The 26,078-nt window shown below is 39.9% G+C and carries 21 protein-coding genes, 1 tRNA gene and 1 riboswitch; of the genes, 14 read left to right on the top strand and 8 right to left on the bottom strand.

Going from position 1 to position 26,078, the window contains the following annotated elements; all coding sequences use genetic code 11:
- Position 1 precedes the first annotated feature (1 nt).
- From HYB91_RS08140 to HYB91_RS08120, 5 genes are all read left to right on the top strand, one after another.
- Entirely contained in the window at positions 2–1,492 is a 1,491-nt protein-coding gene (locus HYB91_RS08140) for an ABC transporter permease subunit (protein ID WP_002677440.1), read from the top strand.
- Positions 1,493–1,549: 57 nt separating this feature from the next.
- The gene (locus tag HYB91_RS08135; protein WP_253719470.1) at positions 1,550–3,502 is read left to right on the top strand and encodes an extracellular solute-binding protein; all 1,953 of its coding nucleotides are present in this window, start codon (positions 1,550–1,552) and stop codon (positions 3,500–3,502) included.
- Positions 3,503–3,667: 165 nt separating this feature from the next.
- Positions 3,668–4,657, top strand: a complete 990-nt coding sequence (locus tag HYB91_RS08130) for an ABC transporter ATP-binding protein (protein ID WP_002677444.1) — start codon at positions 3,668–3,670, stop codon at positions 4,655–4,657.
- The gene (locus HYB91_RS08125; protein ID WP_002670424.1) at positions 4,657–5,616 is read left to right on the top strand and encodes an ABC transporter ATP-binding protein; all 960 of its coding nucleotides are present in this window, start codon (positions 4,657–4,659) and stop codon (positions 5,614–5,616) included. The genes HYB91_RS08130 and HYB91_RS08125 overlap by 1 nt, the downstream gene beginning before the upstream one ends.
- A gap of 52 nt (positions 5,617–5,668) precedes the next feature.
- Positions 5,669–7,588 carry an ABC transporter substrate-binding protein gene (locus HYB91_RS08120; RefSeq protein ID WP_002677446.1) on the top strand — a complete coding sequence of 640 codons (1,920 nt, stop codon included), beginning with the start codon at positions 5,669–5,671 and terminating at the stop codon, positions 7,586–7,588.
- An 87-nt stretch (positions 7,589–7,675) separates the two neighbouring features.
- Here HYB91_RS08120 and rpmB read toward each other — a convergent pair whose 3' ends face one another.
- From rpmB to HYB91_RS08100, 4 genes are all read right to left on the bottom strand, one after another.
- Positions 7,676–7,867: a 50S ribosomal protein L28 gene (rpmB, locus tag HYB91_RS08115; protein ID WP_002677448.1), complete on the bottom strand. Its 192-nt coding sequence runs from the start codon at positions 7,865–7,867 to the stop codon at positions 7,676–7,678.
- A gap of 59 nt (positions 7,868–7,926) precedes the next feature.
- A tRNA-Asn gene (locus tag HYB91_RS08110) sits at positions 7,927–7,999 on the bottom strand.
- Positions 8,000–8,122: 123 nt separating this feature from the next.
- Positions 8,123–8,776 (bottom strand): 5-formyltetrahydrofolate cyclo-ligase, encoded by a 654-nt coding sequence (locus HYB91_RS08105; RefSeq protein ID WP_253719469.1) that lies wholly within the window; start codon positions 8,774–8,776, stop codon positions 8,123–8,125.
- Positions 8,777–8,783: 7 nt separating this feature from the next.
- A complete protein-coding gene (locus HYB91_RS08100; protein WP_253719468.1) occupies positions 8,784–10,172 on the bottom strand; it encodes a tetratricopeptide repeat protein in 1,389 nt (462 codons plus the stop codon).
- 55 nt (positions 10,173–10,227) lie between these two features.
- Here HYB91_RS08100 and HYB91_RS08095 point away from each other — a divergent pair, with 55 nt between their 5' ends.
- The gene (locus HYB91_RS08095; protein ID WP_319024077.1) at positions 10,228–12,174 is read left to right on the top strand and encodes a hypothetical protein; all 1,947 of its coding nucleotides are present in this window, start codon (positions 10,228–10,230) and stop codon (positions 12,172–12,174) included.
- 120 nt (positions 12,175–12,294) lie between these two features.
- A complete protein-coding gene (locus HYB91_RS08090; protein WP_002677454.1) occupies positions 12,295–13,728 on the top strand; it encodes an MGH1-like glycoside hydrolase domain-containing protein in 1,434 nt (477 codons plus the stop codon).
- Positions 13,729–13,738: 10 nt separating this feature from the next.
- On the opposite strand, the gene HYB91_RS08085 is transcribed toward HYB91_RS08090, so the two are convergent.
- Positions 13,739–14,980 carry a Glu/Leu/Phe/Val family dehydrogenase gene (locus HYB91_RS08085; protein ID WP_002677456.1) on the bottom strand — a complete coding sequence of 414 codons (1,242 nt, stop codon included), beginning with the start codon at positions 14,978–14,980 and terminating at the stop codon, positions 13,739–13,741.
- Between the two features lie 307 nt (positions 14,981–15,287).
- Positions 15,288–15,476: riboswitch (cobalamin riboswitch) on the bottom strand.
- Positions 15,477–15,668: 192 nt separating this feature from the next.
- Between HYB91_RS08085 and HYB91_RS08080 the strand changes: the two genes are divergently transcribed.
- From HYB91_RS08080 to HYB91_RS08065, 4 genes are read left to right on the top strand one after another with little or no spacing between them, the layout of a single operon-like run.
- Complete coding sequence (locus HYB91_RS08080; protein ID WP_002677457.1) at positions 15,669–16,535, top strand: Rpn family recombination-promoting nuclease/putative transposase; 867 nt, start codon at positions 15,669–15,671, stop codon at positions 16,533–16,535.
- 41 nt (positions 16,536–16,576) lie between these two features.
- Positions 16,577–17,413, top strand: a complete 837-nt coding sequence (locus HYB91_RS08075) for a formate/nitrite transporter family protein (RefSeq protein ID WP_002677459.1) — start codon at positions 16,577–16,579, stop codon at positions 17,411–17,413.
- 54 nt (positions 17,414–17,467) lie between these two features.
- Positions 17,468–18,346 (top strand): NAD(P)-dependent oxidoreductase, encoded by an 879-nt coding sequence (locus HYB91_RS08070; protein ID WP_002677461.1) that lies wholly within the window; start codon positions 17,468–17,470, stop codon positions 18,344–18,346.
- Positions 18,347–18,357: 11 nt separating this feature from the next.
- Positions 18,358–19,062, top strand: a complete 705-nt coding sequence (locus HYB91_RS08065; RefSeq protein ID WP_002677462.1) for an orotate phosphoribosyltransferase — start codon at positions 18,358–18,360, stop codon at positions 19,060–19,062.
- 37 nt (positions 19,063–19,099) lie between these two features.
- Here the strand turns inward: HYB91_RS08065 and HYB91_RS08060 are convergent, their stop codons facing one another.
- Both HYB91_RS08060 and HYB91_RS08055 read right to left on the bottom strand, forming a co-directional pair.
- Entirely contained in the window at positions 19,100–19,792 is a 693-nt protein-coding gene (locus tag HYB91_RS08060; RefSeq protein ID WP_002677464.1) for a TVP38/TMEM64 family protein, read from the bottom strand.
- 302 nt (positions 19,793–20,094) lie between these two features.
- On the bottom strand, positions 20,095–20,955 hold the full coding sequence (locus tag HYB91_RS08055; protein ID WP_002677466.1) for a flagellin N-terminal helical domain-containing protein: 861 nt from the start codon (positions 20,953–20,955) through the stop codon (positions 20,095–20,097).
- 417 nt (positions 20,956–21,372) lie between these two features.
- Between HYB91_RS08055 and flgF the strand changes: the two genes are divergently transcribed.
- From flgF to HYB91_RS08040, 3 genes are read left to right on the top strand one after another with little or no spacing between them, the layout of a single operon-like run.
- Entirely contained in the window at positions 21,373–22,185 is an 813-nt protein-coding gene (flgF, locus tag HYB91_RS08050) for a flagellar basal-body rod protein FlgF (protein WP_002671871.1), read from the top strand.
- A 22-nt stretch (positions 22,186–22,207) separates the two neighbouring features.
- Positions 22,208–23,002: a flagellar basal-body rod protein FlgG gene (gene flgG, locus HYB91_RS08045; protein ID WP_002670463.1), complete on the top strand. Its 795-nt coding sequence runs from the start codon at positions 22,208–22,210 to the stop codon at positions 23,000–23,002.
- A gap of 50 nt (positions 23,003–23,052) precedes the next feature.
- Complete coding sequence (locus tag HYB91_RS08040; protein ID WP_002677469.1) at positions 23,053–23,673, top strand: rod-binding protein; 621 nt, start codon at positions 23,053–23,055, stop codon at positions 23,671–23,673.
- Positions 23,674–23,944: 271 nt separating this feature from the next.
- Here HYB91_RS08040 and HYB91_RS08035 read toward each other — a convergent pair whose 3' ends face one another.
- The gene (locus HYB91_RS08035; RefSeq protein ID WP_253719466.1) at positions 23,945–26,038 is read right to left on the bottom strand and encodes a methyl-accepting chemotaxis protein; all 2,094 of its coding nucleotides are present in this window, start codon (positions 26,036–26,038) and stop codon (positions 23,945–23,947) included.
- Positions 26,039–26,078 lie beyond the last annotated feature (40 nt).

Here is a 26,078-nt window from a genome sequence, read left to right as displayed (position 1 = left end):
TATGAGTGATGATGTAAAATCAAAAACTTTTTTAGATACTGTAAAAGAATATTGGGGAGCATTTAGAAACAGGTTTAGAATAGACCCCCTTATGAAAAAGCGTTTTGAGCGCTTTGGAGAGATTAAAAAGGCTAAATATGCCCTTATTTTTATCAGCATTTTGTATGTTCTATCCCTTGTTGCCGAGTTGTTTATTTCAAACAGACCCATTATGATGTGGGTTGACGGTAAGCTTTATTTCCCTACCTATAGCAGGACTCTTCTGGCCGAAGATTTCGGTTTTAGAGTCGAAAATGAACTTGAATTAAATTACAGAGAGTTTAAAAAACATATTAAGGCCGAAAAAAGAGGCTGGGTTCTCCTTCCTCTGATTCCTTATAACCCCTATGAGGCAGATACTGCTGCCGCTCCTTTGGCTCTTACCTTTGACGGAACTCCCAGTATGGGTATTGCCGTTACATCTAAGGAAAAATTGCCTATGGATGACCCTGCAGACTATAAATGGATAGCGGTGGGTGTTATAAACGGAATAAAAATGGCAGAAAAAGACTATACTTGGATTAAATTTGCCGATTCGGCTGCATCCAAGCAGCCCTTATCCGACTTTCCTTCAGCTTCAAAGAATTGGGTAGGCATTTCCGTGGGACGCTCTCACCCGAATGAATCCGTAAATGCTTCAGACTATATTTGGCATAAAATCGGTTCAAAGGATAACAGAATTGACCTTGGGAACGGAAAGATTTTAACTATACGTTTTGCAAAAGGCGATAAGGGACAGATGTTCCATCCCCTTGCTCCTTCTTTTAAGACACGCCATATTTTGGGCACCGACCGAATCGGGCGGGATATCTTTGCCCGTCTTATTTACGGTTACAGGATTGCTATGTCCTTTGCCTTGTTGGTAGCTGCAGCAACATACTTTATCGGAACTATCATCGGTATTGCAATGGGTTACTTTGGAGGTACCTTTGATACGATTTCTCAAAGATTTATAGAAATATGGGAGCGCATACCCTACCTTTATATGGTTATGATTTTGGCTTCAATATTTAAGCCTACATTTACCATGTTTGTTTTAATAAATATAGCTTTCAGTTGGACGGGGAAAACCTGGGGTATGAGGGCTATGACTTATAGAGAAAGAGAAAGAGACTATATTTTGGCTGCAAAGTCCATGGGTGCCAGTGCTTGGAGAATAATTACCGTACACATTCTGCCCAACGTTATAGTTCTAATCGTTACATCCTTACCTTTTGTTATATCGGGAAATATAGGCGCTTTAACCTCTCTTGACTATTTGGGTTACGGTTTACAGCCTCCTACACCGAGCTGGGGAGAACTTTTAAGTGTCGGAACGGCCACTTATTTGGAAGCTCCGTGGATTCTTTCTTCGGCTGTGGCAGGTTTTGTACTTGTTTTGGTTATGATTACCTTTATAGGTGAAGGCTTGCGGGATGCCTTTGACCCGCGCAGATTTACGGTATATAAATAGCCTTTTAGGTTAATTATATAAAAAAATAAGATGTAATTCTTTATTAGGAGGAATTCTATGAAAACATTAAAAAGATTAACTATGTTAATTCTTTTGGTTTCAGTTGCTCTCGGAATGATCGCTTGCGGCGGTACCGGAGTTGGCGGCGGAGCTGCAGGAAAAGGCCCCATCGCTAAGGCTGAAGCAATTATGGCAGAAGAAACTGCAGCCGGTGTACCCGACTTTACCTCACCGCCTGTAGAGGACAAGGACCTCAAGGTTCCAGGTATGCCTGAGGAAGTAGTTTGGATTACAAGTTATCCGAAAGACTTATCGTCAAAAGATACAAAGAAGGGCGGAACCTTACATCTTTCTTTAACTGAGTATCCTACAACATTTAGATATGTAGGCCCCGAATCAAACTTGGTTACAAGACCTTTGATGAGGGTTAATGCCGCCTTATTAGATGTAAACGCTGAAACACAGGAGTTTATGCCTTATGCTGCAACTCATTGGGCTTTCGGTGCAGATAATCAGACTGTTTACTATAAACTTAATGAAAAGATGAAGTGGTCTGACGGTGTCCCCTGTACGGCAGATGACTTTATCTTTTGTTGGGAATCTTTTTGTTCTCCCAACATCGAAGATCCTTGGTACAATAACAATTACAGTAAATTTGAAGTTAAAAAAATTAATGACTATTGTATTTCAATTAAGTACTTGGAATCGGACAAGCTGCCTAAGGTATCTCTTATTACTGAGACAGACTTTTTCCCCAGGCCCAAGCACTTCCATAACGGCGAAGTTAAAAAAGGCTGGTACAACGAATATAACTGGAAAATTGAGCCTACAACAGGACCTTATATCGTAAATGCCGATAAATGCGTTCAGGGTGAAATGCTCGTTGTTGAAAAAGTTAAGGACTGGTGGGCACATGAATATCCTTACTGGAAAAACCGATGTAATATCGACACAGTCGAATACAAGGTTATCACCGGCGGACAGGATATGGTTGAAAACTATTTCTGGAACGGTGAGCTCGACTACTTTTATATGAACATTCCTGCAACATGGAGAAGATGTGCTACAAACGAAAACATTACTAAAGGTTATGTTGACCGATGGGTGGCTAACTATATTCCTTTACAGGGTGTTCAGGGTATATTCTTTAATACACAGTTCCCATTGTTCAGCAATAAGAAGGTTCGCCAGGCTATGTACTATGCAATCGACATTCAGGGCATGATCGATCAAGCTCTCTACGGCGAATATAAGCGAAACCACAACATCGGTTTAGGACAGATTTGGGGCGGTGTAGACTTTAACGACCACTCAATCCGAAAACCCGATTTTAATCCCGATACGGCAAGAAAAATGCTCGGTGAAGCAGGCTACACTGTTGTAGGTTCTGACGGAATCTTACAGAATGCAAAAGGTGAAAGAGTTTCTTTCGAGCTTCTTTATTCTGCTCCTAACCACACAGAACGCTTATCGATTCTTAAAGAACAGGCTAAAAAAGCCGGTGTAGAAATTGAACTTAAGATGATGGAAAGCGGTGCTTTCAATACCCTTCTTAATAAAAAACATCAAGCATGGTGGGGCGGTTATAACACATGGTATGAACCCTCATATTGGCAGTACTTCTCAAAGGCTAATGCCGAAAAGGTAAGTACAAACAACTCTTTCGGCTGGTGGAGCGACGAGATGGAAAAACTCCTTGCAGTTGAAGAATCCGGACCTCCTTTGGTAGAAAAGGCTGAAAACAACAAGAAGATTGAACGCCTTGTTCACGAAGAAGCATTGGTTATTCCCCATTACTATCTCGACTTCGTGAGAAGCGGTGTTTGGAAGTGGATGAGAATGCCTTCTTGGGGTAACAGAAAGCTTGATTATGAAGAAGACTTCATGAATTACAAGGGTTATATGTGGATTGATGAAGATATCCGCCAAGAAGTTCTTAAGGCAAAAGCCGAAGGAAAAACCTTTGAATCTCGTGTTTGGACTCCTTCAGCCCGCTATATTACGGAATAATTTCTAAGTTTCATAATCCTATGACATTTTTGCTATAGGATTATGAAAATCAATAAGGTTTGGAGGCTGCAAAGCAGGACTAAAACTTCGGCTTAAAGCTTCCAAATCAAGATTAATCTTAAGGTGCAGGGGATTGCCCTCTGCACCGAATTCGGAGTTGTATTTATGAGTGGAGAAAACCTTCTCACGATTGAGGACCTTTCCGTTGCTTTTAAAAGCGGTGCAGGGGATCCTGTAGAGGTAATAGACAGAGTATCGTTAAAATTGGAACGAGGAAGGACTCTATCCCTTGTAGGGGAGTCGGGCTGCGGAAAAAGCGTAACTGCTTCTTCGGTTATGCGTATTTTGCCTCAACCATACGGAATTGTTACCAATGGAAAAATTCTTTTTGAGGGTCAAAACATTTTGGATCTGCCCATCGATGAGATGTATAAAAAACGCGGTGCAGAGATTGCGATGATCTTCCAAGAACCTATGACGGCTTTAAACCCTGTGCACATTGTTGAAAAGCAAATTGGAGAAGTCTTTGAACTTCACCGTCCCGAAATAGCAAAGGACGAAAGACAGACACACGTTTTGAAGGTTTTAAAAGATGTAGAAATGCCGTCTGCCGAACAGCGTTTAAAAAACTATCCTTTCCAGCTTTCAGGCGGAATGAGACAGCGTGTTATGATTGCTATGGCCCTTGCAGGCCATCCTAAACTGCTTATTGCAGATGAACCGACGACGGCCTTGGACGTTACCGTTCAAGCCCAAATTTTGGCCCTTATAAAGGCCTTACAAGAAAAAAACAATATGAGCGTTCTGTACATCACACATGATATGGGTGTTGTTGCAGAAGTCAGCGATGATGTTGCGGTTATGTATGCGGGACAGATTGTTGAAACCGCCGATGTTAATACTATTTTTAAAAACCCGCGTCATCCTTACACAAGAGGATTAATTGCGTCCATGCCCAAGATGAACTCTGAGCCTAAGACGCATCTACCATATATTAAAGGTGCCGTACCCTCTCCAAGGGCTTATCCTGCCACCTGCCGCTTTGCAGAAAGATGTTCTTATGCAACCGATTATTGCCGGTCAAATACTCCACAGCTTGAGGAATTTGAACCCGGACATTTTATCAGATGCTTTAGAGCAAAGGAGTTAGACTAATGGCCGAAAGACAACCTATTTTTGAAGCAGTTGATTTAGTTCAAGAATTTTCTCAAGGAAAATATACTAAAAATGTTGTTCATGCCTTAAATGGGGTAAATCTAAAAGTATACCCCGGCGAAACGCTTGGTCTTGTAGGTGAGACAGGATGCGGCAAGAGCACTCTTTGCCGAGCTATGATGCGTCTTTATAAGCCCACTTCAGGAAAAGTTCTTTATAAGGGTAAGAGCATTGAAAGTTTGCCTGAAAGAAAACTAAGAGATGTACGCCGAAATGTTCAGATGATTTTCCAAGATCCTGCCGACTCTATGAATTCCAGAATGAATGTCGGTTACATCATCGAAGAACCCCTTCTTATCCAGACAAAAATGGCTCCGCACGAAAGAAAAGAAAAGGTTATGGGGCTTTTAAAATATGTAGGTCTTCCGGAAGATGCTTATTACCGATATCCCCACGAATTTTCAGGCGGACAGCGTCAGCGTATTGCTATAGCCAGAGCCCTTGTTTTGGATCCTGAAGTCGTTGTATGCGATGAGCCTGTAAGTGCTCTTGACGTTTCAGTTCAATCTCAGGTATTAAACCTCTTATTGGATATGCAAAAAGAAAGGAATTTAACCCTTTTGTTTATTTCGCACGGCTTGAATGTCGTTAAGCACATGTCGGATAGGGTTGCAGTTATGTATTTGGGCTCTATTATGGAGATGGCTCCTTCGGTGGATATTTATAAAGACCCCTTACATCCTTATACTCAGGCTCTGATAGCGGCTATTCCCGATACCGATCCCGATAACAGACGCAGAAGGATTCCTTTTACAGGTGAAATACCTTCACCTATACATCTTCCTACGGGTTGTCCTTTCCATTTAAACTGCTCAAAGAAAATTGATAAGTGCGCGGTTGAAAAACCTGTACTTAGAGAAGTTGCAGATGGGCATATGTGTGCCTGCCATTTGATATAAATATTATAAGAGGTGCCGTTTTTACGGCACCTTTAATTTTTGGTAATAAAAATTGAAAATTAAGTTTTTTTTTATTTGTGCTTTATGCACTCTTTTTTTTGTTTCATGCGGTTCTAAAACGGTATCTTATCTTGATCAGCCGGCTTCCGATGCTTACGATAAAATTTTAAAGGACGAGATGGAAAATCTTCCTGATTTTTCCGCTCCGGCCGTCTTAGTTAAAGACCTCCGAATTGCCGGAACTCCTTCCGATTTAAAATGGTATACATCCTATCCTAAGGACCTTTCTTCTAGGGCCTTAAAAAAAGGCGGTATTTTTTACGGTTTTTTAGGTGATATACCGAATACCTTCCGCTATATGGGGCCGGGCGCCGATGAGCTTTGTGTAAGGCTTTTTAATACTCAAATGCCGCTTTTATGGACCTCATTTGAAACCTTTGAATTTATGCCCTGTTCCGCCGTATTCTGGGCTGTCGATATTTCTTCTAAAACTGTGTATTATAAGCTTAACGAAAATATTTTCTGGTCGGACGGCGAGCCTTGTACGGCTGATGATTGGATCTTTGCTGACGAATTTTGTAAATCTAAAAAAATTGTTGATCCTGCAAAAAACAGAAAACATAATAATCTTGAAGTAAAAAAGATAAACGACTTTTGTTTATCCGTACATGTTCTGGATAATCAAATTTATACTGAACAGGAACTTTTAGATATAAGTAATTTTAAACCCATCGCAAGGCATTTTTATAAGGGGCAAATTCCTGATGACTGGGTCGCAAAATATAACCGTATAGTTGAACCGACTACAGGGCCTTATATTCTTAAAAAGTATAACTATAATAACGGGCTTCATTTTGCCAAAGTTGAAAATTGGTGGGCACAAACCTATCCTCATTTTAAGGCAATTGCTAATTTCGATGAGATTTTTTATAGGATAATTACCGGCGACAAAAGACCTGCTTTTACAAAATTTGCCCGCGGTCTATTTGATGTAATTCATATAGACGATCCGGGAGAATGGGCCAAGGCCGAATCTTCTGCAGATGTCCAAAACGGTTTTATAAACCTTTGGCGTGGCCGTCATGTTCCGGTACAAGGGCCGGCAGGTTTATTTTTTAATACACAAGTACCTCCTCTCGATAACCTGTTTGTACGAAAGGGGCTTTATTATGCAGTTGATATCGATGGGATGATCAGCAGGGTCTATACCGATAAAAGAGTCAGGCTTCACACAATCGGTTCAGGTCAAACATGGGGCAGCGCTGAATTTAATAATCCCGAGATAAAAAAACCGTCCTTTGATCCTAAAAAAGCCCGTGAGCTTTTTTCAAGGGCTGGGTATGATAGGGTAAATTCTTCAGGTATCTTGGTTAATTCCGAAGGAAAAGAATTGAGTTTTGTTATTCTATATGACGATCCTTCATTGTATGAAGCTTTCGGGCTTCTATATGCTCAGGCCCTGCTTGCAGGCCTTAAGCTTGAATTTAGGCAAATGGGAGGCAAGCTCTTTGATAAGCTTGAAAACAGAGACTTCCAAGCTTGGTGGGGCAGCCTTAATTCTTACCGCCTTCCCGATAATTACAGTCTTTTTCATTCTTCATTTGCTAAATCAAAGAGTTTTAATAATTTTTTCGGCTATTCAAATCCTGAAATGGATCTTCTTTTAGAAAAATATGAAAAAGGCTCTTTAACCTATGTAGAAAAAGCTGCTGTAAACCGCCGGATTGAAAAAATTGTAGATGAGGACGCCCTTATGATTCCTTCATTTTACAAAGATACAATAGACGTTATGGCTTGGAAGTGGATTTGCTTCCCTGCATGGCTTAATATGAAGTATCAAAAATACCTTGATGACCCCATGTTCGGTTATATGTGGTTTGACGGCGATATTGAAAAAGAATGTTTAAAAGCAAAAAATGAAAATAAAATTCTTCAAATGAGGGCTTATTCTTTGAGTGATAGGTACAGGTAAATTTCAATAGAAAAACGAGGCAAAAAAAATCGAGTCTGCTTTTCGGCAGACTCGAAATTAAATAAAAAGGAGTAAATTAAGAAAAAACTAAACTTTCTTTGTAACGTAATCGCTTTTTAAGCATCGAGAACACATTTTAATGGTTAGAGTCCTGCCGCCGATTTCTGTTTTTACATTTACCAAATTGGGCTTCCAAACTCTTTTTGTGTGAATTTTGGACTTACTTACAGAGTTACCTGACATTGAGCCTTTTCCGCAAATTTCACATACTCTTGACATATCGCACCTACCTTTAAAAAATCAGCTGACCTTGGAAAGGTCAGCCGTCATTCGAATAGCTCCCCCGCGCGGGTTCGAACCACGGACCCAGTGGTTAACAGCCACTTGCTCTGCCTACTGAGCTACAGGGGAATGTTTCCAATTAGGAAGTGCTAGGATATTACACTATTTTTTATAAAATGTCAATAGAAAATTCGTATTTTTTATGATTTTATCAAATTTTATTTTAAGCGGAGCTATTTGCCCTGCCTAAAATTAACCTCCGCACGAATAAACCTCCGCTTCCGTTACGACGAGGTCTACAGGACGGTCAAATTCTCCCATGGGGATTGTGTCTAAAATTTGTCCCGAAAAACAAAGACCGGCAAGGCAGACATCTTCTTTTTTTATGCTTTTAAAAAGTTTTTCAAAGAATCTATCGTAAAAACCGCCTCCTCTGCCCATCCGCTCTCCCCTTTTTGAAAAGGCTCTTCCGGGAACCAAAATCAAAAGGGGAAGCTCCAAAGGAGCTGTCTTTTTCTCTTCTTGTGTTTGAGGAAAGAGGTTTAAGGCGTCTTCGGCAGGCTCCATAATACCGAAGGTTCCGATTTGAACGGGCTCTATCTTACCGTTTCTAAATTCCATTTTTTTGAATACCAAATCCTTACCTAAAACGAGGGGGAGGGCTATAGTCTTTTTGTCCTTTGCTGCCTGTCTTAAAAGCCCCAATGTAGGGAATTCCTCTTTTATGGGATGATAAGCAAAAACGGTTTTGGCTTCGCCGTATTTCGGTATTTTATTTAAAAAATTCTTACAATATTCTTCGGTATTTTGAAGCTCTTCGGTTTTTTGTATCAGGCTTTTAACTTTAGGGCTTTTAAAATATTCCTTTATAAGTTTTCGTACCTTTGCTTTTTCTTCTTTAAGCATTTTTAGCCTATTTCTTTGTGCTTGAGTTAAATTCATCCATAGCTTTTTTCGCAAAACGGTATTCAAAAAAAGCAGGATTTTCTATAGACATTACTTGAACATAGCACTTTTCTGCAAGAGTGTATTTTTTGGTCAGATTGTAAAATTCTCCGAGATAAAAAAACAGTCTTCCTTTTTTTACCATGTCGGTTTCTGCTGTTGCCCTGTTTATAAGCTCGCTGTCGCCTGCAAAATCTATAAAAAGACGGCATAAAAAGTATTCGTTTTCTTTTTCGGTACGATTGATGGATTTTAGATAGTTTTGCATAAATTTTTTTGCATCCGGCTTTTTATTTTGTTTATAGAGGCTTATTGCGTACAAAAGCGCATATTGATAAGAGGCCGGAGCCTTGTTTAAGGCTTTTAAAAATGCCGTGCCGGCGTTTAGCCAGTCTCCTTTTTCCCAAAGCAAGATACCGGCTCCTTCCAGTGCAAAATAATAAGGCGGATAAAGGTTGCATACCTTTATGTAATCATTGAGGGCTTCTTCTTTATAGCCTAGCTCATCGTTTATGCCGGCACGGTATATATAGGCTATGTAGGAATCTGGAGTAAGCTCTATAACCTTGTCATAAGCTTTTTTTGCTTCTTCTTTTCTGCCTATTGTAAGATTGTAAGAGCCTATGTCATTCCAATGGCTGGGATTATTCGGTTCAAGCTCCGCTGCTTTATTTATATCCTGAAGGGCTTGATACATTCTGTTTGTTTCGGATTTTATACGGGCAAGTTCTGCAAGGGCTGTGCTGTTATTGGGTTCCTGCTCCAATACTGTAGTTAAATTCGATTCTGCTTGGTCAAGTTTTCCTTCAAGATAGTTTATACGGCCTAGACCTATAAGGGCTTCCGTGCATTTCGGGTCAGCCTTGTAGGCTTCAATAAATTTTCTTCTGGCATCATTGTATCTTTTGGCCGAGTAAAAATCCAAGCCCTGCTCTGTTAAGGCCTGTGAATCTTTTGGGTTTATGGCCAATATTTTTTTCAAATATTGATCTTTTTTTTGTAGATTGTTTTCGGCTTGAGCTAGCATAACTTGGGCATAAAGAATATCGGTATTATCCGGATAGTCCTTGGAAAGTTCATTTGCAAAGGATTCCGCTTCCTGTGTTTTTCTCATAGAAATGAGGATGGAAAGTTTTAGATATTGTATCTTAAAATCTTTGGTCAGTTCAGGATCCGATTCATCTATCAATTTTAAAATGCCTTCCAAATCTCCCTTTTGCGAAAGTTGGGTAAGCTTATCGGTAAATTCTTCTCTTGGATTTTTTTTTGCAGCTTTTTCGATTGTCTTACACGAAAAAATGATGGATATGACCATCAAAAAACTAAAACATACCAAAATTTGCTTGGTTATTTTCATAATAACTCCTTATAAGTATTGCAATTATTCCTTAGTTTATATAAACTATAACATTATGAAGCACAAATCAAGTAGGATGATTGCATTAACTATATTGTATATACTAATTATTTTCGGCATTTTTGTCATTCAGTTTACCATAGGGAAGACTTTTTATTATACAATAGGAGCCATGTCCGTTTCCGGACGGGATGAGGTTGATGAAACCGGAAATAGAACTCCTCTTTTACCTCTCCATATAGTTGCAAACGGTTTGGATTTTTATATTACGGATCAGACTCCCATTACTGCAAAAACGAGCAATAACGAAGAGCTTAGCCTAAAGGTTTTAGAGTACAAAAAAACCGAAGATTCCTTTAGTGTTATTTGTTCTAACGATGTTTTGATAGACTTTACCTCATACATTTCGGAAACAGTTGAAACGGTAAGAATTTCCGTTTCTATGCCGTCAGAGATAGAAACGGTTTATTTTCCTTGGAAATTGACTCAATCGGCCCGTCTTGAAAGACAGGATGAGCAAATATTTTTAAGATATGGAAAAGATAGGTTTATTTTTAGAGGCGGTTACGGTTTTGGAAATTCAGATGATACATCGGAGCTTCCTCATCTTATTCTTTCAAGTTCAAAAAAAACGGCCATTTATGAAACCTATATCCAATCTGAAAGTTTGGACTTTGATTCTATCCGCCGTATCCCGATTGCAAGTGAGGAAGAATACAATAAAACTAAGCAATTATTTAGAGAAAAAGCTTTGGATTATTTTTCAAGTGTGATTTCGTCAAGAAATTATAACGAAGAGCTTTTAGCGGCATATATAGCCGAAAAAGCCTTTAAGGGAGAATATGAAAAGGCTCTTGTCACTGCTCCGTCTTCTCTTTTGCCTAAAGAAAAACGCACCTATATATCGACTACGTTTTATGGTAATCTTGCACAAAACGATAAAAGCCTTGCTGCTTACCAAAAAAAGCTGTTATCCGGTATTGAATCGAGCATAGCAAGGGCTGAAATTTCCGTATTTGATAGTGAGTCTGTTATTCCCTTTTTGATAAACAACTCAAGGGCAAATTTGATTTCCGCCTTGGAAAAGATAGCTTCCAATGCAAAGCAAGAGGATTTAAACTCTTGTTATGCCGCGGGCCTATTGGAAGCTGCAATGGATTACGCTTTTTATTTTCCTAATAAACAAAATCTTTTTATGGAAAATTCCGAGAAATATGAGACGGTTTTAAAAGATTCTTTGATTTCTATTGATGATGGACTGTATATTTCTTCCGATAAAAAGACCATAGATACCGAAAAAACTTTAAGAGCAGCTTCTATTTTAATCCGCTATGGAAGTTCATATCCCGATAAAGGTACATGGAAGGCTGTAGGGCAGGCCCTGTATTCTTCTATATTTTCTCTTGGAGGAAATTCTTCAAGTTTACCGGCATCTTTCGATATTCAAGGCGATAAGGCAAAGAAGTTAGGGCTTATGGCCAATGATGCCCTAATTCTCCATGCCGAAAAACTGTATGCTGCTGCTATTAAGGATAATCCATATTATCCGCATGAAGAGTCTTTGGCTTTAAAGGCTGAGCCCGGTATTTGGGCTTGGACATCTGCACGCGATATAAATGTGCTTAAAAACGATGCAAAAACATTCAGTTTTAGAATTTCGGCTAAGACGGGAGATACCCATTACATGATTATAAGGGGAATCCGTCCATTTTATAGAATACAAATCCATGAAATCGATTTTAGAACGGATCCCAGATTTGAGATTTATAATTCTTCAGGCTATGTTTATGATGAAAGAACCCGTACTCTTTTGTTAAAAATGAAGCATAAAAAGGATGATGAAGATATAGTTCTCTTTTTGGGCCGCCCGCCTGAACCTGTTCCTGTGGTGCCTGTTGTCCAAGAGGGTGCTGAAAGCGGAACCGACACTGAGGATGGTACTTCAGCCGAAAATTCAGGTTCTGCCGAGGAAAAAGAAGAAACTTCCGGTGCCGGTAATTAATAAAACGAAAGCCTTTTTTCAGATTCAAAACTTTTTTTATAAATATTGCTAAAAAACTACCCTTTTTTGAAAAAATATGATATACTATATATTGTCTTGCACAAAAAATAAGGAGTTAAGGTGAATAAAAGAGATTTTCCGCGTGTTCATTTTTACGATCAAGATTTCGTGGACATTTACGATAGAACATGGGCTTGGGTTCATGATTTTTGGCATTCGGCGGGCGACGGCAAACAGGGTACCGAGGGCTTTTTTATTTATCCCGAATCGGACGGCAATTTTTTGAATCAATATGAAACTATATTTTCTTCTTTTTTCTTTGTTTATTCTAATAAGAATTATACACCGAATTCTGCTCTTGACTTTTTTTATGACAGGCAGGAAGAAAACGGAGCCATACGTAATAGATATGATTTTGATACAAAGGAACCTGTTTTAAAAAGGGATAATCCGGAAGGGCTGGGGATGCCCCTATTTGCATGGGCTGAGTACAATATTTATCATAAGACGGGAAACAAAAAGCGTGTAAAGGATATTATGCCTGTTTTGATTAAATACATGGACTGGATTGACAAAATGTTTAAGTCGGATAACGGTCTCTATAAAAGTCCTCTTGAAACAGTAAATATGCCTAATACGCCCCGAAAAGAGTCCGTTTTTTTGACCGATTTTAATTCGGCTCTTGCCGTAAATGCCCTTTATATGTCTGCCTTGGGCGATATACTAAACGACAAAGAAATAGACTTTCAGTATAAGAGGTTGTATTTTACTGTAAAAACCAGAATCAACTCCATGATGTGGAATGAAGAAGACGGTTTTTATTATGATCTCGATGCTGAGGGTAAGCAGATAAAGAAGAAAACCCTTGCCGGTTTTTGGCCGATGCTTGCCGAGATTCCAAATGAGGATAAGGCCGCCCTTCTGGTAGAACACCTATCCAATCCTAAGACTTTCGGGGTTGATCATCCTTTTCCCAGTCTTGCAGCCGATGAGCCTGAATATGACGAAAACGGAAACGGTGCATGCGGCAGTGTCTTTCCTATTTTGAACTTTGTTGTCGTAAAGGGTTTGGAAAAATATAACCGCTGGGAGATAGCAAGAGAGTGCGTTATAAGGCACCTTTACTATGTGCTTGAAACCCTTTCGCCCGCAGGCAATTCAAAAAAACAGGGCTTTTTATGGGAGGCCTATTCTCCTGTCAAAGAAGGTCCTGCCCAATGGAAGGGAAAACCTGCTTTTCCGCGTAAACAATACCTTTTGGGTGTAGGTCTTTCTACAATCAGCCTGATGATAGAAAACGTTATAGGGCTTTCGATAAGTCTTCCGCGCAAAACGGTAAATTGGACTGTCCCCAATCTTGAAGTTATGGGTATCGAAAATTTAAGCCTTAAAAGGAACCTTATAACCATTCTTTCGTCCAAAAGCCAGAGGGGCTGGGAAATTCACATGGAAAGCGAAAAGCTCTATTATTTTACCATAAATATCCTAAACGAAAAGAAGAAGACCTTGCCGATTCCGTCGGGTAAGTGTTCGATGCTGATAGACAAACTTTAAAAGGGCCGGTTTAGTTAATTCCCTTAACTTTTTGAGTTTCTACAAGTTCTTTTAAGGCCTTAATATAGGCTGCCTTTCTCATGCTGACCTTATAGGCTTCTTTTACGTCCCATACCAGTTTGAAGGCTTCAATCATCTTATCTTCAAGGCGTTTGTTGACTTCTTCTTCCGTCCAATAAAAACCTTGCAGGTTTTGTACCCATTCAAAGTATGAAACAATTACACCTCCCGAGTTGGCAAGAACATCGGGCACAGTTATAATATTCTTTTTTTCGAGGATTTGATCGGCTTCAGGGGTGACGGGGCCGTTTGCTGCTTCGATGATTATAGAGGCCTTAATATTTGATGCATTTTTTTCGGTAATTTGATTTTCGAGGGCCGCCGGAATTAAAATATCGGCTTTAAGCTCCAATAGCTCTTCATTGGTTAGCCTTTTAAAATCGCCTTCACAAGAATTGAGTTTTTTTCCTTCTTTTTTATGTTTGAGTATTTGAGGAATATTTAAGCCTTTTTCATTGTATATTGCACTGCTTGTATCGCTTATTGCAATTATCTTGGCTCCGTCTTTATAAAAAAGATCTGCAGTAACGCCGCCGACATTTCCAAGCCCTTGAATAACTACACTTTGGTCTTTTAAGGTTTTATTGAGTTTCTTTAAAATTTCCCTTGTTGCAAAAAGAACTCCGCGGCCTGTGGCCTCTACTCGTCCTTTAGATCCGCCGAGAGGAAGAGGTTTTCCCGTAACAACCGCGGGGCTAAATTCTCCGGCATATTCACTGTAGCTGTCCGCTATCCAAGCCATCACCTTTGCATTTGTTCCGACATCCGGGGCAGGTATATCTATCTTAGGGCCTATAAAAGATGCAATCCGCCTTGTGTAGCCTCTTGTCAGCTTCTCAAGCTCCGTTTGGGAAAGCTTTGAAGGATTTACGCAAATGCCTCCTTTTCCGCCTCCATAGGGAATGTCGGCAACAGCACACTTAAAGGTCATCCATGCAGAAAGGGATCGTACTTCATCGATGTTTACATCTTGGTGAAATCTTATTCCCCCCTTTGCCGGGCCTCTTAATGTAGAATGTTGAACCCTGTATCCGCTAAAGACCTTGATTTTTCCGTTATCCATTTTTACGGGTATTGAAACATGCATCTCTCGTTCAGGGCTTAAAAGGGATATGTAATCGTCTTCTGACAGATTAGCCGTATGTGCAGCTTCCGTTATTGTACTTAAAAGTTTTTCGTATGTACTCGCCATAAAATCCTTCTTAAAAATAATTTATGATGATTATACATTAAAAGCCTTATTTTTGAAAGTTATCAGGGGGAAAATTTGAATTTTGATTTAAATAAAGAAAAACGATTTCGGTCCGCAAAGGGATTTAGGTTTCCTCAAAATGTACACCCAAGGGTATCAATCGGATGTACTCAAGGCTAAACGAAGAAAACTTGACAAAATCTTCAAACAGCCCAAGGAGCAATAGAGGAAATAAATATGATTAACACGATAAATTTTGCTGCATCTCATGAGTCCAAGCAGAGTGCGGCACGGGTAAAACTTGTATTTTACCCTCATAGTCATTGGCAGGTCTTACGGCTCGGAGGTCATCATTGATTTTCGCCTTCCCGGAATAAACCAGTGGCATTTTGAAAAACAACTCTCTCACTTACGTCAGCCGGACTGCTCAGGACTTGCACCTGATTCCCTTTTCACTCCTTAAGTTAAAAGGAGCACCAAGACCGAAACCGTTATTTAAACATAATTCTATACTTTTATAAAAAATAAGTCAAGATATCAAAATCGGTACTCCAATCCAAACTAGATTCAACACTATGACAATTGAAAAATCTACTGTTCTATGATATACTTGATTTGTAAAGGGGATTGAGAGTTAATTGGTAGTGGATAATTTGTAATTTCATTACCAATTAAAAAGAGGTGTGATATGAGTATTTCAAACAGAAAATACAAGGATTCGGTTTTTGTTGATTTGTTCAGTGAAGATGAAAAGGCGAAAGAGAATTTTTTGTCTCTTTATAATGCATTACACGGCACCAAACTTACGGCTGCAGCACAGCTGAAAAATGTAAGGCTTGATCAGGTCCTTTATATGACATTCTATAATGATGTGTCATATCTTATTGATAACAAAATCATAGTGCTGGTAGAGCATCAATCCACTATAAACCCAAATATGCCTTTACGCTGCCTTGAATACATAAGCCGCCTTTATGAAACTCTATTTGAATCAAAAGAAAAATACAGCCGTAAACTCTTAAACATTCCGACGCCCGAATTTTATGTATTTTATAATGGGGATGAAACCTATCCTTCCGATAAAACATTAAAACTATCAGATGCTTTTATAGAAAAGACGGTAAAACCTAATCTTGAGTTGACCGTTAAGATAATAAACATAAATCAGCAAAATCACCATCCCTTGCTTAAAAACTGCAAAACGATGTATGAGTACACAATATTTGTAGAAACGGTACGAAGATGGAAAAAAACAGATCCTCAAAACGGTTTTCAAAAAGCGATTGAAGAATGTATAGCAAATGATATATTGCGTGATTATTTAAAACGCAAGACTAAGGAGGTATTGAATATGTTACTAGCCGAATATGATTATGAAACAGATATAGCTGTGCAGCGTGCTGAAGAACGGGAAATAGCCTTTGCTGAGGGAATATCTCAGGGCGTTTACCAAAATAAACTGGAAACTGCTAAAAATTTAGCTGAAATGGGGTTTGCCGTAGAAGCAATCGCAAAAGCTACAGGTTTAAGCTGTGAAGAAATCGAGAAACTATAAATTAATAATAAAATCTGCATAGCGGTATTAAGGAGGCGTGTATGTCTGAAAAAATGTATTGTGATCCGGCCGAGATTTTGGAAGTTACGGTGCAAAAGGGTATTGCAAAGGCTTCAACTCCGGTGTGGAAGCTGCTTTGTTTAGGATTCTTGGCAGGGGTTTTTATTGCCTTTGCTTCGGAAGGCTCCAATATGGCTGCTTTCGGACTTTTTGCCAAGCCTGAAACTTACGGCCTTGGAAAATTCGTTGCAGGGCTTATCTTTCCTGTAGGCCTTATCTTGGTACTCCTTGCCGGAGCCGAGCTTTTTACAGGCAACAACCTGATAATTGCAGCTGTTTTAGAAAAAAAGGTGAGCCTTACTGCAATGCTTAAAAACTGGCTTGCCGTTTATATCGGGAACCTTATAGGTTCTGTTTTTATTGCTTTTTTGATTGTACAAAGCGGACAGCTTTCAAGCGATGCGAGCCTTTTGGGTGGGATTACGATAAAAATTGCTTACGGCAAGGTTTCCTTTTCTTTTGTGCAGGCTGTTTTTTTAGGCATCATGTGTAATTGGCTGGTCTGTCTTGCAGTCTGGCTTTGCTATGGTGCTAAGGACATGACCGGAAAGATGCTTGCCGCTTTTTTTCCGATTTGGCTTTTTATAACTTCCGGGTTTGAGCACAGTGTTGCAAACATGTACTATATCCCCGCAGGGATTTTCTCGAAAAGCGTTCCGGCTTATGCTTCCACTTCCGGCCTTTCCGCCGAGGCTCTTTCAAATATAAATTGGGCTGCATTTTTTATAAAGAATTTAATGCCCGTTACCCTCGGAAACATAATAGGCGGAGCATTTTTTGTCGGAATGTTTTATTGGATTTGTTACAAGAAAAAATAACTTTTCGGAAGCTGCTGCTTCCTGCAAAAGATTTTTATAAGGAGAATTTAAATCATGAAGGTTGAAAATTGTGATGTAGGCTTTATAGGCCTTGGAGTTATGGGAAAAAGTATGGCTGAAAGATTAAGAGCGGCCGGTGCTAAGATGCACGTTTTTACGCGCACAAAAAAATCCGCCGAAGAGATTCTTTCAAAGGGTGCTGTTTGGTATGATGACCCGGCAAGCCTTGCTCCCAACTGTAAAATCATTTTTACCATTGTCGGCTATCCGCAAGATGTTGAAGAAACATATTTCGGAGAAAAGGGTTTATTAAAAACCGCGAAGCCTGGAACGATTTTTGCCGATATGACGACCTCAAGTCCGATTTTGGCAAAAAAGATTTATGATGAGGCAAAGAAAAAAGAATGCTTTTCTGTAGACGCTCCCGTTTCAGGCGGAGACATAGGAGCAAAAAACGGCACCCTTTCGATTATGGCAGGCGGAGATGAAAAAGCCTTTAAAGAGTTGGAACCTTTTTTTGCCTGTATGGGAAAAACTTGGGCTCTTCAAGGCGGTGCAGGGGCAGGGCAGCATACTAAGATGGCAAACCAAATAGCCGTAGCCGCGAATCTTTTCGGTACTGTTGAAGCTGTCTGTTATGCCGAGGCCGCAGGCCTTGACCCTCAAAAAATGCTTTCGGCTATCGGGGGCGGTGCTGCAGGAAGCTGGCAGATTTTAAACAACGGGCCTAAGATGCTTCAAAAAGATTTTGCTCCGGGTTTTTATATTAAACACTTTTTAAAGGATTTAAACATAACCTTAAATGTTGCAAAGGAACTCAAACTGCACATTCCAGTTTTGGAGCTTGCACAAAATTTCTTTAACAAGATGAATGAAGAAGGTTATGCCGAAAAAGGAACTCAGGCCATCTATGAATACTATAAGACTATTTAAAGGAAGCTCTTATGTACAAAGATGAAAAGAAAATTGCAGAGGTTCAAAAAAAATATGGGCCGCTTTTGGCTAAAACGGCTTTTGAATTGGGAGCCTTAAAGCTTTCTCCCAATGAACCCTTTACTTGGGCATCAGGCTACCGTATGCCCATTTATAACGATAATCGCCGTTTTTTAGCCCTGCCTGAGATGCGCCGTACAATAGCAGAAGCCTTCGCAGAGCTTTTAAAAGCGGTTGAGTTTGACCCCGAATGGCTTGCAGGAACTGCAACGGCAGGAATTCCTCATTCCGTAAGTTTGGGAGACTTCTTGCAAAAAAGCGTTTCCTATGTACGCTCAGGCGGAAAAGATCACGGCCTAAAAAATCAGATTGAAGGTTTGGGTGCTAATGCGGATTATAAAGGTTCCAGCGTACTTGTTGTTGAAGATTTAATTTCGACGGGAGGAAGCTCCATCAAGGCTGTTGAGGCTGTGCGTAATGCAAACGGAAAGGTTCCTTTTTGTTTTGCTATCTTTTCTTACGGATTTGCAGAAGCCGAAAAAGCTTTTGCAGAACTTAATCCTCCATGTATTCCGGTTACTATTTTAAATTACGATATTATGCTGGATGAGGCCGTAAGGCAAAACTATATAAGTGAAGAAAATAAAAAGAGCCTTGCCGAATGGAGGCTCGATCCTTTCGGTTGGGGCGAAAAACACGGTTTTCCCAAGGTCTGATATTTTTTTTTAGATGTTTTTAATAGCCGTAAGAAACTTAGCTTTTTTTACGGCTATTTAGTTTGTTAAAAATCAAAACTCCTGCAAAGGCAGCGATGCTTCCTATAAAAAAGACGGCAAGAGCAAGTCCCGTATTTTTTTGTGCTAAACTTGTCCCTGCTATTGTTGATGCCAATATAGCCGGAAAACGAGCCAATGTGCTTAGTATGAGCCATTCGCTTAAACGTATAGGTGTAAGGCCTGCCATATAGGTTAATAGGTCTTTAGGTGTTCCCGGAATTAAAAAAACTATAAAAACTATGAGGTGGAGTCTTTTTTTGTTTTTAAATATTTTTACGGATTCTATTTTTTCCGGAGGAAAGAAAATTTCTATTGCCGCTTTGCCGAATTTTTTTACAAATAAAAAAATTAAAATACTTGCGGCTGCTATTCCTGCCAATGATACTAAGGCTCCCTCTACAGCTCCAAAAGCATAGCCTGCTCCTATTTCGAAGGGGCCTCCCGGTATTACCGCAACTACTACTTGCAAAAAAACGGCAGCCATAAAAAATATTCGGCTCGAAAAAGGATGAGATTCAACATAGGCATGTACTTTTTCTGCATCCATAAGAAATTTTATAAGAGGCTGTCCCCAAAAAAAATAGAGAAAGATGCTCAAACACAAAATAAAAATTATTAAGCCTATAGTAATGATTTTCCGCCATTTATCGGTTAATTTTCTTTTTTTCATTTTAAAATTTTTATAAACTCAGCTTGAATTTTATGTCTTACTATACTAAAAATTACTATACTAAAAATAAAAAAAATAAACAAGGCTTATTTTAGACAATGCAGTTGGCATTGTCTAAAAACGCTGCGACTTTGCATAAAGCAAACTCATTCTATTGCATGCACTTTTTCACCGATGTTGCAAAAGTGCGGAAATTCATCAATCCTCGATTTTTGAAAAAATCTGCGGTTGACGAATTTATATGAAGAAATAAAAAAAAGCGGTTCTTTTTAGAACCGCTTTTCCGTCAAACTGTTTACAGCTTACCTTAACAAGGTCATGACACTCTGAGTTGCCTGATTTGCTTGTGCAAGCATTGCTGTACCGGACTGTGTGAGAATCTGGTTTTTGGTATAATCTACCATCTCCTTAGCCATATCTACGTCACGGATTCGTGATTCGGAGGCTTGGAGGTTTTCTGCTGCGATATTGATACCTACAACGGTAAGTTCGAGTCTGTTCTGGTATGCACCAAGGTCGGCTCTTTGCTTGTTGATCTTCTTGATGGCCTCATCAAGGGTACCGATAGCGCGGTTAGCTGTTTCGGGTGTATCGATAGTCATAATCGATTCATCTCCGACATTGCGAACGCCGAGAGCCTTAGCTGTCATTGTTCCAATGTAAGCTCTTGTTCTCTGATCCATGTTGGCACCGATGTGGAACCACATAGAAGCAGTTACGGTATTTTCTCCGGTTTCTTGAGCAAATCTTCCGGTAAGCATATTCATACCGTTGAACTGTGCGTGGCTTGCAATTCGGTCTACTTCAGCGATGAGCTGAGATACTTCAACCTGAATGTACAATCTGTCTTCTGCCGAGTAAATACCGTTGGAAGACTGAACGCTGAGTTCGCGGATTCTCTGGATAACATCTGTAGTTTCCTGAAGGAAAGCTTCTGCAACTTGAATAAAAGAAATGCCGTTTTGTGCGTTGGCACTTGCTTGGTTCAAACCGCGGATCTGGCTTCTCATTTTTTCTGATACGGCCAAACCGGATGCATCATCGCCCGCTCGGTTAATACGTAAACCTGAAGAAAGTTTTTCTATGTTTTTTTGGTTCATCAAATTGGTGTGACCCAATGTCCTCTGTGAAAACATAGCGCTCATGTTGTGATTAATGATCATATTCCTACTCCTTTGGTGATTTTCGGCAATTTTAAAATTCCCGCGGCATCCCTGCCGATATGTCATTTCCGGATCCTCTGTCATTCCGCAGAAGACGGAAGCACATTAAAATTTAAGCTGTGCTTAATTCATTTATCGGAGAACTAAAAAAAGACTTAAGAAAAAAGTTCAAAATTTTATATTAAGAAAAATTGTTTTCTTATTTTCTAAAAGAAAATTTTACTATGCCGAAAATCATACAAGAGCTATGATAAACAGTTCGGCAGAAATTCAGCCTCACTGTTTATCTGCGAGTTTTGTGCAAAGCACAAAACATCGTTTATTGTATGTAGTTTTGCAAAATGCAAAACTACTTGAAAAAACTTTTTTCGGAAGCTGCTGCTTCCTGCAAAAAGTTTTTATATAAGAGGTGGTTATATGGTAAGAGGTTGGTATACGGCGGCGAGCGGAATGCTTGCTCAACAGCGTCAGTTGGATGTTATTTCAAACAATTTGGCTAACTTGGATACGACCAGTTTTAAAAGAGATGTTTCAGTTCAAAAGTCTTTTCCAGAATTACTTTTAAGAAGACTGAATGATGATGGCGTAATAAAAAATCCCTTCGGTTCATCAGACATAGCTCCCATCATAGGAAAACTTGGGCTCGGCGTTGAAACTAACGAGATTTTTACCGAGTTTGAACAAGGCTCTTTAAAACAGACAAGCTCTCCCGCCGATTTAGCCTTGGAAGGACAGGGCTTTTTTGCCGTCGAAACTCCTTATGGAGAAAAGTATACCCGAAACGGAAATTTTATGATTGGTGTTGAAGGCTACCTTATGACTAAGGAAGGCTATCCCGTTATGGGAGAAAACGGCCGCATCTTTTTACAGGACATGGAATATAAGATCAACCAAGACGGACAAATCTACGTACGCCCGATTACCGAGCCCGAAAGCGATTCAGTTTATCTGGACCGCTTAAAAATAGTGGAATTTGAAAATGACAGATACTTAAGCAAAAACGGATCAAGCTTTTATTTGGATACACCTCTTTCGGGAAAAGCTATTGCTGCCGAGGGACCGTCCCGTCCCGTTGTAGTGCAGGGCTTTATCGAAGCTTCCAATGTAAATGTCGTAAACGAAATGGTTAGGATGATAGAAGTAAACAGGGCCTATGAGGCCAATCAAAAATCCATTCAGGCCGAAGATACAATGATGGCCAAATTATGGAACGAAGCAGTAAAAAAATAAAGGTTAAAAGGTAGGATAAGTTATGGTTAGAAGTTTATGGACAGCCGCAACAGGCATGAACACTCAACAGGCAAACATCGACACGGTTGCAAACAACTTGGCAAACGTAAATACAAGCGGTTTTAAAAAGCAGAGAGCGGAATTTGAAGACCTCATCTATCAGACGGTAAAAACCGCGGGTACGCCTGCTACAGAGGATACGATTACTCCGGTAGGAGTTCAGATGGGACACGGTGCAAGGCTTGCCGCTACCCAAAGAATATTTGAGCAAGGCTCCTTGCAAAATACGGGAGTCACAAGCGATATAGCCATTCAGGGTGAAGGTTTTTTTAGGGTTCTTCAATATGACGGAACCTATGCTTATACAAGGGACGGCTCTTTTAAGATTGATGCAGACCGCCAGCTTGTAACTTCAAACGGTTTACGCGTTTTACCCGAAATCATTTTCCCCGAAGGTTACCGGGAGAATACTATTGCAGTCAGCAGGGACGGCCGTGTTACCGTTAAAGTCGGCGATATAGACGATCCGATCGAAGTAGGCCAGATAGAGCTTTACCGCTTCCAGAACAACGCAGGTCTTTCAGCCGAGGGTTCTAACCTTTTTAGGCAGACTCCTGCATCAGGCACGGCTATTCCGGGGCGGCCAGGGTTTACCGGCTTCGGAAGAACCGAGCACAAGTTTTTGGAAATGTCAAACGTTTCAACCGTAAGCGAAATGGTAAACATGATTGTGGCTCAAAGAGCTTATGAGTTTAATTCGAAGGCTATCCAGACAAGCGACAATATGCTTGGTACTGCGGTAAGTTTAAAGCGATAGTTTTTAGTTAATCTTAAAGATAATTTTAGTTAAGGCTTGGGAGGGAAGAAATGGAAGTAAACAAAATAGGAACAAATCAAGCGGGCAGGGAAGATGTAAAAAATTCTTTGATAAATAAAAGTGAAGTCCCTGCGTCGGCAAAATCTCAGCAAAATTTTACTCAAATGCTTGAAGCCCTGAGAGGTTCTGAAAGAGCGTCCTCTATTATTTCTAATATTCAGGGCGAAAGATCTGCTTCCGTCTTAGGCTTAAAAACAGGCAATTCGGAAGCCCTCTTTGATACCCGTCTCCCGGGTGATATTTTAAAATCCATGAAGATAGAAAATCCCGTTCCGGCCGACACTCACAGGGAGGTTCAGGGCATGGCCTCCTCCTTCGGAAAATCAGGCGAAACGGTTCATTCAAGATATTCGATTGACAGGACGAGTAAGCTTTACGAACAAGCTCTTGAGTTTGAATCCTACTTTGTAAAAATAATGCTCGACTCTATGCGGAATACCTTGACGGGAAAAACTCTTGCAGGAGACGAATCTTTTGCAGGCAAGATGTACCAAGACATGATGTATGATGAGCTCGGCCGCAGCATGACCAAAAACGCAGGCTTCGGCCTCGCCGATCAAATCTATCTGGAACTTTCAGGTGTAGGGGAGGAAAGACACTTTTTCGGATAAAAGATTTCTTGACCTCGAAACTTCGTTGGTTGTGACCTCCCCTATAACCCCTCCTATCTTCAAAAGAACCGCTTAGGGCTTGGATTGCTACGCCGGCTTGCAATCACTAAGAACCCGCATTGTTACATAATTTCTAGCTTACTTTTTAGTCGAGATGACAATAAAAGTTTTGGGTTAAATTTAAAAATTAAGCTAGTCAGAAGTAATGCGTTATTATTAAAGCATTAAAAAATTCTTTAAGTCCTTTGTGTTCCTTGCGGTTAAATTAGTTTTATACCTTAAACTTTCCTACCTCTGTAGATAGGCTGTCTATGCTGCGTTTATTCTTTTGGGTAATCTCGCTTACATCCTGTACTGCATTGCTTATCTGAACTGCACCTGCAGCCATTTCGTTCATGCTGTCAGTTATAACGCGTGTCAGAGCATCAAGCTTTTGCATTTCAATCGCAACATTTTCACCGCCTTTGAGCATCTCGGCAGAGCCGTCATTTACTTGGTTTGTTACTATGTTTATATCACGGATTGCGGTGAGTACTTCACGGCTGCCGTTTTCCTGTTCCCGCATGGCATTCATTACATTTTGGCTCATTGTTTTTACCTGCTCGGACAAGTTGAAGATAGTGTTAAACTTATCCTCTGTTGTCTTTGCAGCATTCGAAAGCATTTCAATTTCTCCCGAAAGTATTTTAAGGGTTGAGGTAATGGTTTTTCCCTGAGTACTGGATTCTTCTGCCAGCTTGCGTATTTCATCGGCTACAACGGCAAAGCCCTTTCCTGCCTCGCCTGCATGGGCGGCTTCAATAGCTGCATTCATTGCCAATAAGTTTGTCTGACTTGCAATATGCTGAATAACATTGCTTGCTTCCATAAGACCGCCCGATTCTTCAGCTATGCGTTGTGTTACACTGTTTGCTCCGACAACAGTTTCTTTTCCGTCGGCAGTGGCAGATGCAAGGGTTTTTATAACATCGTTTGTTTTATCCAAAGTTTGTGTAATTGAAGCGATATTGCTTACCATTTGTTCAATTGCTGAAGAAGACTCTGCAACACTTGCTGCCTGATTTTCAATACTTCCGTTAAGATTTTTGATTGTCCGGATAATTTCTCCTACGGTAGCAGCCGTTTCGCTGACACTGGCAGCTTGTGTAAGAGCCTGTTTTTTTACTCCATCGATATTTGCACTTATCTCATGTACTGCACTGGCTGTTTCCGTCATATTGCTTACAAGTTCCGAACCTGTGTTTATCATCTCATCGCTGTTTTCTCCGACTATTTTAATTGATGTGCCGATTTTTTCGATTGTCTGATTAAAGTATTCCGATAAGTTAGTTACCTCATTATTTCCGACCAAGGGCAGACGGACTGTTAGATCGCCTTCTCCTTGGGCAATATCCTTGAGTGCGGACACCACAACATTTATGGGCTTTAGCATATTATAGCAAACAATGAAGAGTATAGCCAAACTTATTGCTAAAATACTAAGGCCTATAAACAGCATTTTGTTGCGCAGAGTATCAATACTTCCCATAAATTGATTTATAGGTGCCCTTATAATGACAGTCCAATCCGTGTTGCCAATCTTTGCGTAAGAGGCTATATAGGATTCTCCCTTGTACTCATAAAATCCTACTTCACTTTTTGTACCGTTTAAAGCTTGTTGCGTAAATTTTGCCAAAGAGGCAAAGTCTTTGTTTGATCTTGCATTATTTAAAATATTATCCTGAGAATTGACCAAATCAAACTTTTTGTGTGCTATTGTTGTTCCGGTAATACCTAAAATATAGCAATATCCTGTTTCTCCGACTATAATATCATCAATATCGTTGGATAGATGCTCTGCTCCAATTGTACAGTTTAATACGGCAACAACATTCTTATCTTTGCCGTACACAGGAACCGCAAAGACGAAAACAAGTTTATTAAGCGAATGGGATAAAATCGGCTCTGACGCAAACCGTTTTCCGCTTGCAGCGGATTTAAACCAGGTACTATTATTTATCGATATAAATTGGTCGTCATTTGCAGTGCTTATTTCTGAAATATCATACAGATTAAGCTCCTCCAATCTTTCATTAAAAACAACTTCTTTGTCCAATATAGCTGCTTTTTCAGTATATGAAAGACTTTTATCGGTTAAGATAGGCATACGGGCTATTCCTTCCAAAAATTGGAAAAAAGCCGTAACTCTTCCATTAATAATTTCTGCCGTGTCGGTTGCCTTATCTTTAAGGTGAATTACCACCTTTTCGGATACGGTTTTTCGTGCTGTGCGTACTCCCAAAACCCCCAGCGTAAAGCCTGCCGTAAAAATCAAAGCACCGACTATAATCAATAGCTTATTCCTTATTGAACCTCTTTTTTTCATATAGGTTTCTCCCTCAATTAAAATAATTTTGAATGTGTGA

Source organism: Treponema sp. B152, from assembly GCF_024181665.1.
Lineage (GTDB): Bacteria > Spirochaetota > Spirochaetia > Treponematales > Treponemataceae > Treponema_B > Treponema_B denticola.
This window is presented reverse-complemented; position numbering and strand designations above follow the sequence as displayed.